Source organism: Pseudomonas fluorescens group sp. PF-69 (genome assembly GCF_054481235.1).
On sequence record NZ_JBTMNC010000001.1, the window covers coordinates 5,511,857 to 5,527,883 of the forward strand.

The following is a 16,027-nucleotide window of genomic DNA, read 5'->3' on the forward strand; positions in this document are numbered from 1 at the left end:
CGTCAGGGTCATCCCTCCGTTGAAATCGACTATATAGTAATACTATTTACTCAACAACACTTCCAAACAGGCCAATTTGAGCTTATGTTAGCCGCAAGCTTGAACAATATAGTCATACGATAAGAGAATCGATCATGTCTGATAAGAAACCCACCCTGCGCTCCGCCCAATGGTTTGGCACGGCCGACAAGAACGGCTTCATGTACCGCAGCTGGATGAAGAATCAGGGCATCGCCGACCACCAGTTCCATGGCAAGCCGATCATCGGCATCTGCAACACCTGGTCGGAACTGACTCCGTGTAACGCGCATTTCCGCCAGATTGCCGAGCACGTCAAACGCGGAGTGATCGAGGCCGGTGGCTTTCCCGTGGAATTCCCGGTGTTCTCCAACGGCGAATCGAACCTGCGCCCCACCGCCATGCTCACCCGCAACCTGGCGAGCATGGACGTGGAAGAAGCCATACGCGGCAACCCGATTGACGGCGTGGTGCTGCTGACCGGCTGCGACAAAACCACCCCGGCGCTGTTGATGGGCGCGGCCAGTTGCGACGTGCCGGCCATCGTCGTCACCGGCGGGCCGATGCTCAACGGCAAGCACAAGGGCAAGGACATTGGCTCGGGCACCGTGGTCTGGCAGCTCAGCGAACAGGTCAAGGCCGGTACCATCACCATCGACGACTTCCTGGCGGCCGAGGGCGGCATGTCCCGCTCGGCCGGCACCTGCAACACCATGGGCACCGCCTCGACCATGGCCTGCATGGCGGAAGCCCTCGGCACTTCCCTGCCCCACAACGCGGCGATTCCAGCGGTCGATGCGCGGCGTTATGTCCTGGCGCACATGTCCGGCATGCGCGCTGTGGAAATGGTCCGCGAAGACCTGAAGCTGTCGAAGATCCTGACCAGGGAAGCCTTCGAAAACGCCATTCGCGTCAACGCCGCCATTGGCGGTTCGACCAACGCCGTGATTCACCTCAAAGCCATTGCCGGCCGCATCGGCGTGGAACTGGATCTCGACGACTGGACCCGCATCGGGCGCGGCATGCCGACCATCGTCGACCTGCAGCCCTCCGGGCGCTTCCTGATGGAAGAGTTCTACTACGCCGGTGGTTTGCCGGCGGTGCTGCGCCGTCTCGGCGAGGCCAATCTGATCCCGAACCCAAACGCCTTGACCGTCAACGGCAAGTCCATCGGCGAGAACACCAAGGACGCGCCGATCTACGGTGAAGATGAAGTGATCCGCACCCTCGACAACCCGATTCGCGCCGATGGCGGCATCTGCGTGTTGCGCGGCAACCTGGCGCCCCTCGGCGCGGTCCTCAAGCCTTCTGCGGCCACACCGCAATTGATGCAACATCGCGGACGTGCGGTGGTGTTCGAGAACTTCGACATGTACAAGGCGCGGATCAACGACCCGGAGCTGGACGTCGACGCCAATTCGATCCTGGTCATGAAAAACTGCGGACCCAAGGGTTATCCGGGCATGGCCGAGGTCGGCAACATGGGCCTGCCGGCCAAGCTGCTGGCCCAGGGCGTGACCGATATGGTGCGTATTTCCGATGCACGCATGAGCGGCACCGCGTATGGCACCGTTGTCCTGCACGTAGCGCCGGAAGCGGCTGCGGGCGGCCCCTTGGCAGCAGTGAAGGAAGGCGACTGGATCGAACTCGATTGCGCCAGCGGCCGCCTGCACCTGGACATCCCGGACGCTGAACTGGCCGCACGCATGGCGGACCTGCAACCGCCTCAGCAATTGTTGGTGGGTGGTTATCGCCAGCTGTACATCGACCATGTCTTGCAGGCGGATCAGGGTTGCGACTTCGATTTCCTGGTCGGCTGCCGTGGGGCTGAAGTGCCACGTCACTCCCACTAACCCCGCCATCCCTGTAGGAGCGAGCAGGCTCGCGATGGACTTGAAAGCGACGCGTGCTTTCAGACAGCACGCGTGATCGTTCACGTCCATCGCGAGCAGGCTCGCTCCTACAGTCGCTATACGCCACTCTAGCGACCGTCACCCGCCGCGCCTGTTATCATGCCCGGCACCTCCATCGCACAGGACCGCGCCGTTCCCCATGGACTACCGCAAACCCTCCGACCGCAAAAGCATGCATTCGCGCATCGTCCAGGAACTGGGCATGCAGATCGTCTCCGGACGCTTCAAGCCCGATGACAAACTGCCCGCCGAAGCCCTGTTGTGCGAGGAATATGCCGTCAGCCGGCCGGTCTTGCGCGAAGCCACTCGGGTGCTGGTCGCCAAAGGCCTGGTGTATTCCCGTCCACGGGTCGGCACCGTGGTCAAACCGCGCAAAGACTGGCACATGCTTGATCCGGATGTGCTGCACTGGCTAATGCAAAGCAGTCCGCAGAACCAGTTCTTCGATCTGCTGACCAGCGTGCGCAGCATCATCGAACCGGCCGCCGCCGCACTGGCCGCGCAATTCGCCACGGAGGCCGACATCGCGTCCATCGGTGAGGCCTACCAACGCATGGAAGCCGCGCCGACGCCGGAAGCGCTGTTGCAACCGGACCTGGACTTCCACAGCCGCATCGCCGACGCAACCCACAACGACTTGCTGGCCAACCTGTGCAACATGCTCTCCGTGGCCATTGCCGAAGCGCTGAAGCACTCGAACCAGCGGCCCAACCTGCATGAACTGGCGCTGCCACGGCACAAGGCGATTTTGACCGCTATCGAAAATCGCGATGCGCTGGGTGCACGACATGCGACCCTGGTACAACTCGACGATGCGCGTAACGCGTTGAATGTGGTGCTTGGCACTGACGACCACAGCCCTCTGTAGGCGCTGGCTTGTCGGGTCGCCGCATCGCAGCGAAGGCGTCGTCACTTTCAATATCAATGATGCCTGGCTCACCGCCATCGCGAGCAGGCTCGCTCCCACAGTTTTTTGGCCGCTCATGGATTTCGCATGCATCCACCGACCCCGTGGGAGCTGGCTTGTCGGGTCGCCGCATCGCGGCGATGGCGGTGGATCAGCTGCATCCATGCCGACAGTTGAACCGCTTCGCCGGCAAGCCGGCTCCCACAGGATTTGAGGTGGAATTTGAGAAATGAAAAAGCCGCAACCAGGGTTGCGGCTTTTTCATTTCAACGTGGGTCAGTGAGCGAACAACGAATTGCCCTTCTGCCCCGCCAGTTTTTCCGGCTTGATCAGGAAGCGTGCCAGCGCTGGCAGCAGCCAGAGTGCGCCGAACATGTTCCAGAGCAGCATGAAGGTCAGCATCAGACCCATGTCGGCCTGGAACTTGATGGCCGAGAAGATCCAGGTGCACACGCCAATGGCCAGGCACAGGCCGGTGAACAGTACGGCCTTACCGGTGGACTTCAGTGTCTGGTAGTACGCCTCTTGCAGCGGCAGGCCGGCACGCAGGAAGCTTTCCAGGCGGCTGTAGATGTAGATGCCGTAGTCCACGCCAATCCCCACCCCGAGCGCCACGACCGGCAGGGTCGCGACTTTCACGCCGATGCCCATGAAGGCCATCAGGGCGTTACCGAGCACCGATGTCAGCACCAGCGGCAGCACGATGCACAAGGTCGCCGCCCAGGAACGGAAGGTGATCATGCACATGGTCGCCACGCAGATGTAGACCAGGATCAGGATGGTCAGCTCGGATTCCTTGATCACCTCGTTGGTGGCCGCCTCGATACCGGCGTTACCGGCGGCGAGAATGAATTCCAGGCCATCCTTGTTGTTTGCCTTGGCAAATTCCTGCACTGCATGCACGGCGCGATTCAGGGTCTCGGCCTTGTGATCGTTGAGGAACACCAGCACCGGCGCCAGGGAGCAACTGTTGTTGTACAGACCATCGGCCCGGGCAATGGAGTTGTTCAGCACGTCAGGGTTGCGCGACAGGGTTTCCCACTTCAGGTTGCCCTCGTTCATGCCCTTGATCATCTGCTTGGACACAGTCACCAGGGAAATCGCCGACTGCACGCCCTCGGTGTTCTGCATCTTCCACATCAGTTCGTCGATCGGTGCCATGGCTTCGTAGCGCGAGCAGCCTTCCGCCTTGGTCTTGACCATCACCACCAACACATCGGAGCTGGTGGAGTAGTTGCTGATGATGAAGTTGTTATCCTTGTTGTAACGCGAGTCCGGACGCAGCTCCGGCGCACCCTGGTCGAGGTCACCGATTTTCAGGTTCTGGCTGTACCAGAGGCCGCCACCGAAGGCGACCAGTGCCAGCAGGACGGACACCGGCGCGACTTTGGCGCTGGCAAAATTGGCCAGCAGACGCCAGAACGGGTGTTCGCGGTGAGCATCCTTCTTGCTGCGTTCCACAGCGCGCTTGCTGATGCCGACGTAGGAGATCGCCACCGGCAGCAGGATCAGGTTGGTGAACACGATCACCGCCACGCCGATCGACGCGCCAATGGCCAGCTCGCGGATCACGCCAATGTCGATGATCAGCAACGTGATGAACCCCACCGCATCCGCGAGGATCGCGATCATCCCCGGCAGGAACAGTTGGCGGAAGGTGCGGCGCGCAGCAGTCAGGGCGTTGTCCGCATCGCTGGATTGCAGGGCAATGCCGTTGATCTTCTGTACGCCATGGGAAATACCAATGGCGAAGATCAGGAACGGCACCAGCATCGAGTAGGGATCAAGCCCGAAGCCGAAGAAGTGCATCAACCCGAGCTGCCAGACCACCGCCACCAGCGTCGTACTCAACACGGCCACCGTACTGCGCATGCAGTTGGTGAACCAGTACAGCAGGATCAGCGTGATGACGAAGGCGATGCCGAAGAACATCACCACCATCACCAGGCCATCGATCAGGTCACCCACTTTCTTGGCGAAGCCGACGATGTGGATCTTGATGTGGGGGTTCTGCGCCTCGAACTTGTTACGGATCTTGTCTTCGAGTTCGTGGGAAAACTTGCGGTAGTCCAGCGCCAGCAACTTGCCCTGGTCCTGCGGGTCCGGGTAGGCCTCCAGCAGCGGGATGTCGACGATGCTCGACTTGAAGTCGTTGGACACCAGGCGCCCGACCTGTCCGGACTTGAGCACGTTGTTGCGCAGCAAGTCGAGACTGGCTTGGGAGCCGTTGTAACTCTGCGGAATCACTTCACCACCGGCGAAGCCCTCCTCGGTCACTTCGGTCCAGCGTACGCTCGGGCTCCACAGCGACTTGAGGCCGGAACGGTCGACGCCGGAGATGTAGAACACCTCGTCGTTGATCTGACGCAGGGTCTCCATGTATTCCTTGGAGAAGATGTCACCGTCGGTGGCTTCCACGGAAATCCGCACGGTGTTGCCCAGGTTCGCCAGATCGTTGCGGTGCTCCATCATCTTTTGAATGAACGGATGCTCGAGCGGGATCATTTTCTCGAAGCTGGTGGATGGGCGGATCAGCGTCGCCTGCCAGAACAGGAAGATGCTGACCAGCAGGCAGATCGTGATCACTGCCGGGCGGTTGTTGAAAATCAGGCGCTCAAGAAACGTCGCCTTGTCCTGATGATGAGTGCTCAAGGAAGTCATAGCCCCGCCTTCTTATTATTAACCCGGCTCATTTGCCCAGCTCGGCGCCGTTTGGCGAAGTGGCGTGAACGCCGCCCTGTCCGGTCAGAATCAGATTGCCATTCCCGGCGGCAGTGACCGACGAGAGGGAAATGCGATCCCGACGATTGAATACGCTGAAAGTCTCGCCGTTGTCGCTGCTGCTGATCACCGAACCACCGTTGCCGACGATCACGATCGATCCGTCATCGAGCAGTGTCCCGCCGGACAGACCGAACTCCAGGTCACCGCGTTCAGCCTTGAGTTCGATTTGCTGCCAGGTGCTGCCGAAATCGGTGGAGCGATAGAGATTGCCGCGCAGCCCGTAAGCCAGCAGCGTATTGGCCTGTGCGGTGCCGAGCACTCCGAACAGCGAGCCTTGGTACGGGCCTTCGAGTTTTTCCCAGGTCTGGCCCCAATCGGCGGAGCGGAACATGCTGCCCTGCTCGCCGACGATGAACAGCCCGGCATCCTTGACCGCCGTGATGGCGTTGAGGTGGTACTGATCTTCGTTGTCCAGGCGATCGCTGGCGTCTTCCCAGTGCTTGCCGCCGTCGGTGGTTTCCATCAACGCCCCGTAGGCGCCCACGGCAAAGCCACTGTTGACGTCCTTGAACCAGACATCGAGCAGCGGCGATTCGCGTTTGAGATCTTCGAATTGCTTGGTCCAGGTGACGCCACCGTCCTCGCTGGCGAGGATCTGCGCGTCATGACCGACGGCCCAACCGTGCTTGTCATCGACAAAAAACACCGACGTCAGCAGTTGCCGGGTGGGCACCTTGGCCTGAACCCAGGTCGTGCCTTTGTCGTCGGAATACAGGATGTGCCCGCGATCCCCGACCGCCACCAGGCGCGGGCCGGCGTGCACGACATCGAGTATCAGGCTTTTGCTGGCCTTGGCCGATTCAACGGAATAAACAACGTCGGATGCCGGCGCGTCTGCGGCCAGCACGGGTGCCGACGCCACGGCACAGCCAAACAGCGAGAGCGCTGTGGCCAGCAACGCGAATTTGCGTAATGCCGGCGGGCGGCAAATACCCACACCCATGACAGGCTCACTCATAGACCATCCCCCATTATTATTGTTTGGTCATTCAACCTTTCAGGGCGCCGACAGGGTGCTCGTTGTGATTGGCTATTTCGGAGCATAGTCCCGAAACCCGCAATCCAGAGCCCCTTCGGAAGCTGGCTTATCCTATCGGTGTTTTTGAAGGGCTGACAATCGACGGCACGTTATGTTTTGTTAACTGCCGGGCTAACGGGTACGGGTGAATGAGGGGGTATCAGGAAGGATGATGATGTCTGGGCTGACATCATCGCGAGCCGGCTCCGGGCGGCGTTCCGACGATGGACTCAAGTGCGCCGCGTTTATCCAGGTTACACGCGTTATCGTTGACGACCATCGCCAGCAGGCTGGCTCCCACAAGGATCAGACTGAACCCTGTGGAAGCGAACTTGCCGGCAATCAAGGCATCACGCCAGGCTTTTGCTGACCACTTCGAACACGTCGCTGGACAGCTGACCCGAAGCACGAATGCGCTCCAGTTCGCCTTTCATCAAGGCCTGGCGGGCGCTGTCGTATTTGCGCCAGCGGGTCAACGGTGCCAGTTGGCGAGACGCGATCTGCGGGTTGAAGCCGTTCAACTCGATCACCAGGTCTGCCAGGAAGCGATACCCGGAACCGTCGGCCGCATGGAAGTTGATCAGGTTTTGCCCGGCGAATGCGCCCACCAGTGCCCGCACCTTGTTCGGGTTCTTGATGTTGAACGCCGGATGCTGCATCAACGCCTTGACCCGCGCCAGGCCGCCCGGCAACACACTGCCGGCCTGGACACTGAACCACTGATCCATGACCAGCGGGTTGTCCTTGAAGTGCTCGGCGAAACTGGCCAGTGCCTTGGCCTTCTGCTCTTCGAACGGCGAGTTGACCAGCACCGCGAGTGCGGTCAGACGCTCGGTCATGTTATCGCAGGTGTCGAACTGCTCCAGTGTCGCCGCCAGGACTTCAGGCTTGCCGCTGAGCATCAGGTACGACAGCGCAATGTTCTGCAGCGCACGGCGGGCGAAATGCTCGGCCTCGGCCACATACGGGGTTTGCTTCGACAGCTCGCGGTTAGCCTGATAGCGCGTCCACAGGCCTTCGAACAACGCTTCGGCCAGTTGCTTGCGGGCAAACTCGCGGGCGATGTGAATGGCCTCGACGTCGGCCACTTCGCTGATTTCGGTCAGATAGGCTTCGCTTGGCAGCGAGAGCATTTCCGCGACCATCGCTTGATCCAGCGACTCGTCGGACAGCACGGTGCGCAAGGCCGAAACCAGACGCTGATCCAGTACCAGCGCTTCACCCTTCTGCTGCTGGGCAATCAGTTCCTGCAGCACTTGCACCGACAGTTGCTGGCCGGCATCCCAACGATTGAACCCGTCGCTGTCGTGCTGCATCAGGAACATCAACTGGTCGCGGTTGTACGGGAAGCTCAGTTTCACCGGCGCCGAGAAGCCACGCAGCAGCGACGGCAGCGGTTGTTCCGCGATGTCGACGAAGGTGAAGGTCTGCTCGGCTTCTGTCACGGAAAGAACCCGGGTAGTACCCTGGGCGCTGGCTTCGCCCTGAAGGCGCAAGGCTATTTCGTTGCCCTGGCTGTCCAGCAGGCCCAGCTCGACCGGGATCACAAACGGCAGTTTCTCGACCTTGTCCGGGGTTTCCGGGCAGCTCTGGCGGAAGGTCAGGCTGTAGGTCCTGGCCGTTGCGTCGAAGGACTCGCTCACCGCCAGACGTGGGGTGCCCGCTTGGCTGTACCAGCGTTTGAACTGGGTCAGGTCGACGCCGTTGGCATCTTCCATGGCCTTGATGAAGTCGTCGCAAGTCACGGCCTGACCGTCGTGGCGTTCGAAGTACAGGTCGCTGCCTTTACGGAAACCTTCGGCGCCGAGCAAGGTGTGGATCATCCCGACCACTTCCGAACCCTTTTCGTACACGGTCAGGGTGTAGAAGTTGGAAATCTCGATGAAGCTGTCCGGGCGCACCGCGTGGGCCATGGGGCCGGCGTCTTCGGCGAACTGGTGCGTGCGCAGGTACGCCACGTCCTGGATGCGCTTGACCGTGGCCGAGTTCATGTCGGCGGAGAAATGCGAATCGCGGAAAACCGTGAACCCTTCCTTGAGCGACAACTGGAACCAGTCGCGGCAGGTCACGCGGTTGCCCGACCAGTTGTGGAAGTATTCGTGGGCAACGATCGCCTCGACCCGCTGGTGCGCGGCGTCGGTGGCGGTTTCGGCCCGGGCCAGCACGGCGCTGGAGTTGAAGATGTTGAGGCCCTTGTTCTCCATGGCGCCCATGTTGAAGTCGTTCACGGCGACGATCATGAAGATGTCCAGATCGTATTCGCGACCGTAGACCTCTTCATCCCAACGCATGGATTTCTTCAGGCTGTTCATGGCGTGCTGGCATTTGTCGATGTTTTCCGGCTCGACGTAAATGCGCAGCGCGACGTTGCGCTCGGTCATGGTGGTGAAGGTGTCTTCGACACACCACAGATCACCGGCCACCAGCGCGAACAGGTATGCCGGTTTCTTGAACGGGTCCTCCCAGGTCGCCCAGTGCCGGCCATCTTCGCCGGGCCCCGAGGCAATCGGGTTGCCGTTGGACAGCAGCACCGGATAGCTGTGCTGCTCGGCGACCACGGTGGTGGTGAACGTGCTCATCACGTCCGGACGGTCGAGGTAATAGGTGATCTTGCGGAAGCCTTCGGCCTCGCACTGGGTGCAGAACATCGTGCCGGACTTGTACAGGCCTTCCAGCGCGGTGTTGGTTTCCGGGTGGATCCTGACGCTGGTATCGACCGTGAAGGTGGTGCTGGTCGGGTGCAGGGTCAGGTGATTCTCGGTCAACTGGTAATCGGCGATGCCCAGCTCGCGATCGGCCAGCGTCACCGACAGCAGTTCCAGTTGTTGACCGTCCAGCACCAGCGGCGGCAGGCCCGGACCACGCTCGGGGTTACGGCGCATCACCAGTTGCGCATGGACCAGGCTGTGGTCCTCGAACAACTCGAAGGTCAGGTGCGTTTCGTCGATCAGGTACTCGGGAGCCTGATAGTCCTTGAGGTAGATCATCTTCGGTTGTTCGGTGCGCATGCTGGAGTCCTTACTGATGCACGGCGAGCTGATAAGCCGTGTATTTACGAATGTTGATCACGCCGGTGTCGAAGATCAGGTACTGGCCCTTGATCCCCATCAGCGTGCCTTCGGCAATGGGCTGCTTGTCCAGGTTGAAGCTGACGATCTTGGCCGGGTACTGCTCGACCGGGTAGCGGATTTCGAGCGGTTCGACATCGGCGACAGTCTGAATCGCCTGCAGGCCGAACCGTTGCTGCAAGCCTTGCAGGCCTTCGGCGCAGCTGTCGAACAACTGGTCGCGAACTTCTGCCAGGTTCACCGGCACCGCATCACCCTTGAGCAGCGCGCGCCAGTTGGTCTTGTCCGCCACCTGACTGCGGAACAGGTCCTCGACAAAGCCCGATTGCTGGCGGGTCGACACGCGCATGATCGGCAAGGCCTGGCTGGCGCCCTGGTCGATCCAGCGGGTCGGCAGTTGGGTGGCACGGGTGATCCCGACTTTCACTCCGGAAGAGTTCGACAGGTACACGATGTGATCGGTCATGCAGAACTGCTCGCCCCACTGCGGCTCGCGGCAAGTGCCGGCGTCGTAATGGCAGCGTTCCGGGCTCATGATGCACACGTCGCACTGGGCCAGTTTGGTCATGCAGGGGTAGCAGTAGCCCTGGCTGAAACTGGTTTTGGTCTTGCGTCCGCAATGGGTGCAGTGGATCGCCCCCAGGTATTCCAGGCGAACCGTGGTGCCGATCAAGGGGTTGACCGGTACCTCGACGTCGCCCAGACGAAATGCGTACTGCACGTTCGGCCCGTCCAGGCGCGCCGACATTTTACTGATTGCACCGCGGCCAATCTCGATCAATGGATGGCATCCGACTTGAACAGGATATTGGGCACTTGAATCGATTTGGAGCTGCACTCCTGCGGCCCCATGTAGCCGGTACGTTCTTCTTCAGGCAGGTTCTTGATTTCCCAGGCGATCATCGCTTGCAGCGACAGCTCGCGCTGCTCGGCGGTGAGCTTGCCACCGTCAGACCATTTACCGATTTCCACCGCCAGTTTCAGGCTCTGGTAGATGTCCGGGGTGATGTTTTTGATCATTTCGTTAAAAGAGGACATTGGGTCTCCGCGCTCTCTATATACATAACTGTTTCAGGCGGCCAGTTTACGGCGGTTGTACAAACCACCCAACAAACCGGTCAGGCATCCGACGAGCAACCCGCCGACGTGGGCCGCGTTGGCGATTTCACCGAAGCCGATCATCGAGACCAGCCCGGACAGGCACAGCAGCAGCCACACCAGCATCATCACCAGTACCCCGCGGGGCAGGCGATAGGCGGCGTTCGGCGACAATATCTGGAAAATCCAGCAATGCCCGAGCAGGCCGTACAGCACCCCGGACAACCCGCCAAACAGGGTCGGGCCGCCGAATACGAACTGGGAAAAATTGGACACGAGGCTGAACAGCAAGGTCAGACCGATCAAGTTGACAGTGCCCTGGCGCGATTCGATGCGCCGCCCCAGCTCCCAGTACCACATGCCATTCATGGCCAGGTGCAGGATGCCGAAATGGATCAGCATCGGCGTCACCAATCGCCACCACTGCCCCGCCGCCAGGCTGTCGGCCAACGGCACGAAGTGGATGTACTCACCGACGACGTGATAATCGAGGAAGGTCAGCCAGCGCATGGTGACGAGGTTATCGCCCAGCAAGGTCACGGCACCGACGAGCAGGCTGAGCAGCAGTATCAGCGCCGTGCCTTTGGCATGCCGAAGCTGCGAGGCGAAGCTCGGCCGGCGAACCGTTCGGGCCACCGGGATGGCCAGCTGCTCATCGGGGTCACCCGCCGGATAGCGTTCGTACAACACCCGGACGTCTTCACTGATGTTCGCCGGCACCCACAACACCTGCTCGCCCGCCTCCTCACTGACCCGATGCGGTACCTGCATGCGTTGCAGCAACTTGACGAACCCGCTCAAATCCACCGCCAGCGGCAGTCGCAATACAGCGACATTCGTCATTGCAGTACCTCCGGGCGCTCGACGTCGACCCAGACGAATTTATGCGGATCGAGGCGAGTTTCCTGGTCCAGGCGATAGGCGACGAGTTTGCCGTAGAGCACGGCGCTGTAATCCAGGCACGCGAGGTTCGGACGAATCGGTGCCGGTTTGCCGCTGCGCCAGTAATGACCGACGAACAGCAACGGTTCGTCGATGCCATAGCGCAGCAAGTTGTTTTTCTCGGTTGACGTCAGTGGCGTGCGAGCCACCGGGTCGGGCAAGGCGTCAGGCTGGAACACGATGTCTCCGTAGGTTTGCGGATCGTCTTCCCAGAACTTGGTACGGAAGAACGAGCGTGTCAGGCCATCGCCGCTGGTCATGGTCAGACCATGGGGCAAGCGCATGTCGGTGCCGCGCAGCAAGCGGTCGAACACGGTGCAGGCGAAGCTGCCCGGCATGGCCGACGCCTGAAGGAAGTGTTCATCGACGCAACCATTGGGGAACAGCGCCCGCAACGGTTCGATCAAGCTCGCGTCCCAACAGGCATGCACCACCCGGAAACGCCCGGCATCGACGAACAACGGCAGTTCATAGAACCATTGCTGAAAGTCATGCCAGTCCACCGGATGATGCTCGAACTGGGTCAGGGTTTCCTGGAGCAACCGGGCATGGCGCGGGGTGTGTTCGCGCACGAACTGCTTGCCGCTGCCAGGGAGTGCCGGCGTGCACCAGCCCAACGCGTTGAACTCGTGGTTGCCCATGATGCACAGCGCCTGGCCGGCCTCGACCATGTCGTGAACGATGTGCAGCGCCTCGCGAATCCGCGGGCCGCGGTCGATGATGTCACCGACGAACACCGCCATGCGCGAAGCGTGGCGCCAGACGCCGGCTTGTTTGTGGTAACCCAGTCGGTCGAGCAAGTGCTCCAGGGTCAGAGTGCAACCATGCACGTCACCGATCAGGTCGTAGCTACGCGCGGGATCGAGCATCAGTCGCCTCCACCCCCCAACTTGCTGCCCCAGCCGAGTTTGGTTCGGCAGACTTCATAATAGTTGTGGTCGAGCGGGTGAATCAGCCGCAGCTTCTGGGCTTTCTTGCTGACGGTGATGGTGTCGCCGGGCGCACAGGTAAAGTGGTTCTGCCCGTCGCACGAGACTTGCGGGTAAATCTGCATATCCTTGGACACGACGATTTTCAGCTCACTGTTGCCATCGACCACGATTGGCCTGCCTGACAGGGTATGGGGGTACATCGGCACAATCACAATAGCGTCGAGCTTGGGATGCATGATCGGGCCACCCGCGGAAAGCGCATAGGCCGTCGACCCCGTCGGCGTGGCGACGATCAGGCCGTCGGCCTTCTGGCTGCAGACGAACTGGCCATCGATGTACAGCTCGAATTCGATCATCCGTGTGGATTTGCCGGGGTGCAGCACCACGTCATTGAGCGCGTCGCCCTGACCGATGGCCTCGGCGTGGCGCCGGACTTCGGCTTGTAACAAAAAGCGGTTTTCCACCAGATAGTGGCCGTCGAGCACTTCGGCAACCTTGATTTCCAGCTCGTCGGGGCGAATGTCCGTCAGGAAACCCAGGCTGCCCCGGTTGATGCCCAGTACCGGAATATTGTGCCTGGCCAGCGCACGGGCCGCGCCCAGCAGGCTGCCATCCCCACCCACCACAATCACCATGTCACAGACTTCGCCGAGCATCTTGCGCGACGAGGTCTGCAGGCCATGGCCCGGCAGGACTTCGGCGATGGTGTCTTCGAGAATCACGTGCAGGTGACGATCGAGCAGAAACCGTTTCAGTCGGCGGACGGTATCCAGCACCTGAGAACTGCCCAGGCGACCGATGATGCCGATATTGCGAAATTGCTCCATGGGGCTCCTAAGGAAGGGCAGCGACGGCGAAAAGCACGATTATGGGCGAAAGCCGCGGATAGACAAAATCCTTTCAGCCTCAAGGTGGCTTCCGGTTTCGGGCTATGCTCGCAAGATGATCCTATTTCCAGATTTATTGCAGTTGCCCCATCAGTTGCGCCATCCCGAAGTGCGCGACCTGGCTTGGGTCATCCTGGCGCCGCCGATGCTCAGCGACACCCCGTGGCCGCAGCGCCATCCGCTGGCCGGCAGTGACTGGGTACAGGCGCCGGAACGCCTGCAACACTGGCTGCAACAACTGGATCGGGACAGTTATGGCTTGCTGCATTGGCTGGCCCAGGCCCGCACCCGGCGCCTGGGCCTGTACTACGAGCGGCTCTGGCAATTTGCCGTGCAGCACGCGCCCGGCATCGAGTTGATTGCCGCCAACATGCCGATCCGTCGCGAAGGCCACACCCTCGGCGAGCTGGACATGCTGCTGCGTGATCGCGACGGCGTGCATCACCTGGAGCTGGCGATCAAGCTGTACCTGGGGCCGCAAAACGGCGACGGCCACGATGCCGCGCAATGGCTCGGACCTGGCTGCCATGATCGGCTGGACCGCAAACTGGCGCACCTGTGCCAGCATCAACTGCCGATTTCCGCGCGCCCGGAAAGCCGCGAAGTGCTGGCGGCGCTGGATATCCGCGAGTTCAGCGCGCATTTATGGCTGGGTGGTTACTTGCTCTATCCCTGGCCGGGGCAAGCGGCGCCACCCCGAGGGGCGCATCCGCAGCACTTGCGTGGTCGCTGGCTGCACCAAAAGGATTGGGCCGAGTTCGCGGCCCAGAGTCCGCCTGGCCGCTGGCAACCCCTGCCCCGCCATGCGTGGCTGGCACCGGCGCACTACCCGGCCGAGCAGACATGGAGCGTCGAGCAGCTGGACGCGTGGCTGAGCGATCTGGAGCCGCTGGCCCCGGCGCAGTTGCTGGTACGACTGGTGGAAAACGCCCAGGGCGACTGGGAGGAAGCCGAACGATTGTTTCTGGTGGCGGATCTTTGGCCGAATGTGCCGGGACAGGGTTGATCCGGATTTTATGGCGAATGCAGTGACCCTTTCGCGAGCAAGCTTGCTCCCACCTTGAAACGCATTCCGCCGTGGGAGCGAGCCTGCTGGCGATGTCGGCGACGCGATTTAAACGGACAACCGCACCGCCAGCGCTGCCAAGGTCACCAGCAATACCGGCACTGTCAACACGATCCCGACCTTGAAGTAATACCCCCAGCCAATCCGGATGTTCTTGCGCTCCAGCACATGCAACCACAAAAGTGTCGCCAGACTGCCAATCGGGGTGATTTTCGGGCCCAGGTCGCTGCCAATGACGTTGGCGTAGATCATTGCCTCCTTCACCACCCCCGTCGCCTGGCTCGCATCAATGGACAGCAGGCCAATCAACACCGTCGGCAGGTTATTCATGATCGATGACAACAACGCCGTCAGCACACCCGTGCCCAGCGCCGCGCCCCAGACGCCGTATCCGGCGAAAATGTCCAGCCAGCCCGCCAGATACCCGGTCAGCCCGGCGTTACGCAGGCCATAGACCACCAAATACATGCCCAGCGAAAAAATCACGATGTGCCACGGGGCTTCCTTCATGACCTTGCGCGTGGAGATCTTGTGCCCACGGGCAGCGATGGCCAGCAGCAAGGCCGCGCACACCGCCGAGATCGCACTGATCGGAATGCCCAGCGGTTCCAGCGCAAAACAACCGAGCAACAGAATCACCAGCACCGCCCAACCGGCGTAGAACGTTGCCTTGTCGTGGATGGCGGACGCCGGGTGCTCCAGTTGTTCGGGGTCGTAAGCCCGGGGAATGTCGCGCCGGAAAAACCACATCAGCACCGCCAGGGTCGCGGCGACGCTGACCAGGTTGACCGGAATCATCACCGCCGCATAGCGGTTGAAACCAATCTTGAAGAAGTCCGCGGAAACGATGTTCACCAGGTTCGACACCACCAATGGCAGGCTGGCGGTGTCGGCAATGAAACCAGCGCCCATGACAAACGCCAGGGTCGCCGTGGGCGAGAAGCGCAACGCCAGCAACATGGAAATCACGATAGGCGTCAGTATCAGCGCCGCGCCGTCATTGGCGAACAGCGCCGAAACCAGTGCGCCGAGCAGCACCATATAGGCAAACAACTTTCGTCCATTGCCCCGTCCCCAGCGGGCCACATGCAACGCCGCCCAGGCAAACAGCCCGGCTTCGTCCAGCAACAGGCTGATGATGATCAGCGCGACAAAGGTACCAGTGGCGTTCCAGATGATCTGCCACACCAGCGGAATGTCACTCAGGTGCACCACGCCGAAAATCAGCGCCAGCACGGCACCCAGCACCGCGCTCCAGCCGACACCAAGGCCTTTGGGCTGCCAGATCACGAGGGTAATGGTCAGGAGAAAAATCAATGAAGCGGCGAGCATGCGAAACAGCCTTGAGCGAGGGGGCGGACCGGCAGGGATTCTGAAGTAGAGCCGCCGTGCGT

Annotated in this window: 12 protein-coding genes; 3 read left to right on the forward strand and 9 right to left on the reverse strand. The window is 61.1% G+C overall.

The window, feature by feature from the left end:
* Nucleotides 1-134 precede the first annotated feature (134 nt).
* Nucleotides 135-1,871, forward strand: a complete 1,737-nt coding sequence (locus tag ACX3YF_RS25785) for an IlvD/Edd family dehydratase (RefSeq protein WP_130206294.1) — start codon at nucleotides 135-137, stop codon at nucleotides 1,869-1,871.
* A gap of 199 nt (nucleotides 1,872-2,070) precedes the next feature.
* Nucleotides 2,071-2,799, forward strand: a complete 729-nt coding sequence (locus tag ACX3YF_RS25790; protein WP_288098233.1) for a FadR/GntR family transcriptional regulator — start codon at nucleotides 2,071-2,073, stop codon at nucleotides 2,797-2,799.
* A 315-nt stretch (nucleotides 2,800-3,114) separates the two neighbouring features.
* Here the strand turns inward: ACX3YF_RS25790 and ACX3YF_RS25795 are convergent, their stop codons facing one another.
* The 8 genes from ACX3YF_RS25795 to ACX3YF_RS25830 all read right to left on the reverse strand — a co-directional run bounded on the left by ACX3YF_RS25795 (nucleotide 3,115) and on the right by ACX3YF_RS25830 (nucleotide 13,507).
* Nucleotides 3,115-5,499 (reverse strand): efflux RND transporter permease subunit, encoded by a 2,385-nt coding sequence (locus tag ACX3YF_RS25795; RefSeq protein WP_196586644.1) that lies wholly within the window; start codon nucleotides 5,497-5,499, stop codon nucleotides 3,115-3,117.
* 28 nt (nucleotides 5,500-5,527) lie between these two features.
* Nucleotides 5,528-6,580 (reverse strand): WD40/YVTN/BNR-like repeat-containing protein, encoded by a 1,053-nt coding sequence (locus ACX3YF_RS25800; RefSeq protein ID WP_448646526.1) that lies wholly within the window; start codon nucleotides 6,578-6,580, stop codon nucleotides 5,528-5,530.
* Between the two features lie 410 nt (nucleotides 6,581-6,990).
* Nucleotides 6,991-9,648 carry an aminopeptidase N gene (gene pepN / locus ACX3YF_RS25805; protein ID WP_130211373.1) on the reverse strand — a complete coding sequence of 886 codons (2,658 nt, stop codon included), beginning with the start codon at nucleotides 9,646-9,648 and terminating at the stop codon, nucleotides 6,991-6,993.
* A 10-nt stretch (nucleotides 9,649-9,658) separates the two neighbouring features.
* On the reverse strand, nucleotides 9,659-10,489 hold the full coding sequence (locus ACX3YF_RS25810; RefSeq protein ID WP_090469259.1) for a DUF2797 domain-containing protein: 831 nt from the start codon (nucleotides 10,487-10,489) through the stop codon (nucleotides 9,659-9,661).
* Nucleotides 10,486-10,746 (reverse strand): YeaC family protein, encoded by a 261-nt coding sequence (locus tag ACX3YF_RS25815; protein ID WP_020799300.1) that lies wholly within the window; start codon nucleotides 10,744-10,746, stop codon nucleotides 10,486-10,488. Before ACX3YF_RS25815 ends, ACX3YF_RS25810 begins: the two co-directional genes overlap by 4 nt.
* A gap of 33 nt (nucleotides 10,747-10,779) precedes the next feature.
* Nucleotides 10,780-11,649, reverse strand: a complete 870-nt coding sequence (locus ACX3YF_RS25820; RefSeq protein ID WP_458945406.1) for a rhomboid family intramembrane serine protease — start codon at nucleotides 11,647-11,649, stop codon at nucleotides 10,780-10,782.
* A complete protein-coding gene (locus ACX3YF_RS25825) occupies nucleotides 11,646-12,617 on the reverse strand; it encodes a metallophosphoesterase (RefSeq protein WP_448646523.1) in 972 nt (323 codons plus the stop codon). Before ACX3YF_RS25825 ends, ACX3YF_RS25820 begins: the two co-directional genes overlap by 4 nt.
* The gene (locus tag ACX3YF_RS25830; RefSeq protein ID WP_047528343.1) at nucleotides 12,617-13,507 is read right to left on the reverse strand and encodes an NAD(+) kinase; all 891 of its coding nucleotides are present in this window, start codon (nucleotides 13,505-13,507) and stop codon (nucleotides 12,617-12,619) included. Before ACX3YF_RS25830 ends, ACX3YF_RS25825 begins: the two co-directional genes overlap by 1 nt.
* Before the next feature lie 115 nt (nucleotides 13,508-13,622).
* On the opposite strand from ACX3YF_RS25830, the gene ACX3YF_RS25835 reads away from it, so the two are divergent.
* Nucleotides 13,623-14,573 carry a DUF1853 family protein gene (locus ACX3YF_RS25835; RefSeq protein ID WP_130211370.1) on the forward strand — a complete coding sequence of 317 codons (951 nt, stop codon included), beginning with the start codon at nucleotides 13,623-13,625 and terminating at the stop codon, nucleotides 14,571-14,573.
* 108 nt (nucleotides 14,574-14,681) lie between these two features.
* Here ACX3YF_RS25835 and ACX3YF_RS25840 read toward each other — a convergent pair whose 3' ends face one another.
* Nucleotides 14,682-15,965, reverse strand: coding sequence for an arsenic transporter (locus tag ACX3YF_RS25840; RefSeq protein ID WP_130211369.1), 1,284 nt, complete (start codon nucleotides 15,963-15,965; stop codon nucleotides 14,682-14,684).
* Nucleotides 15,966-16,027: the final 62 nt, after the last annotated feature.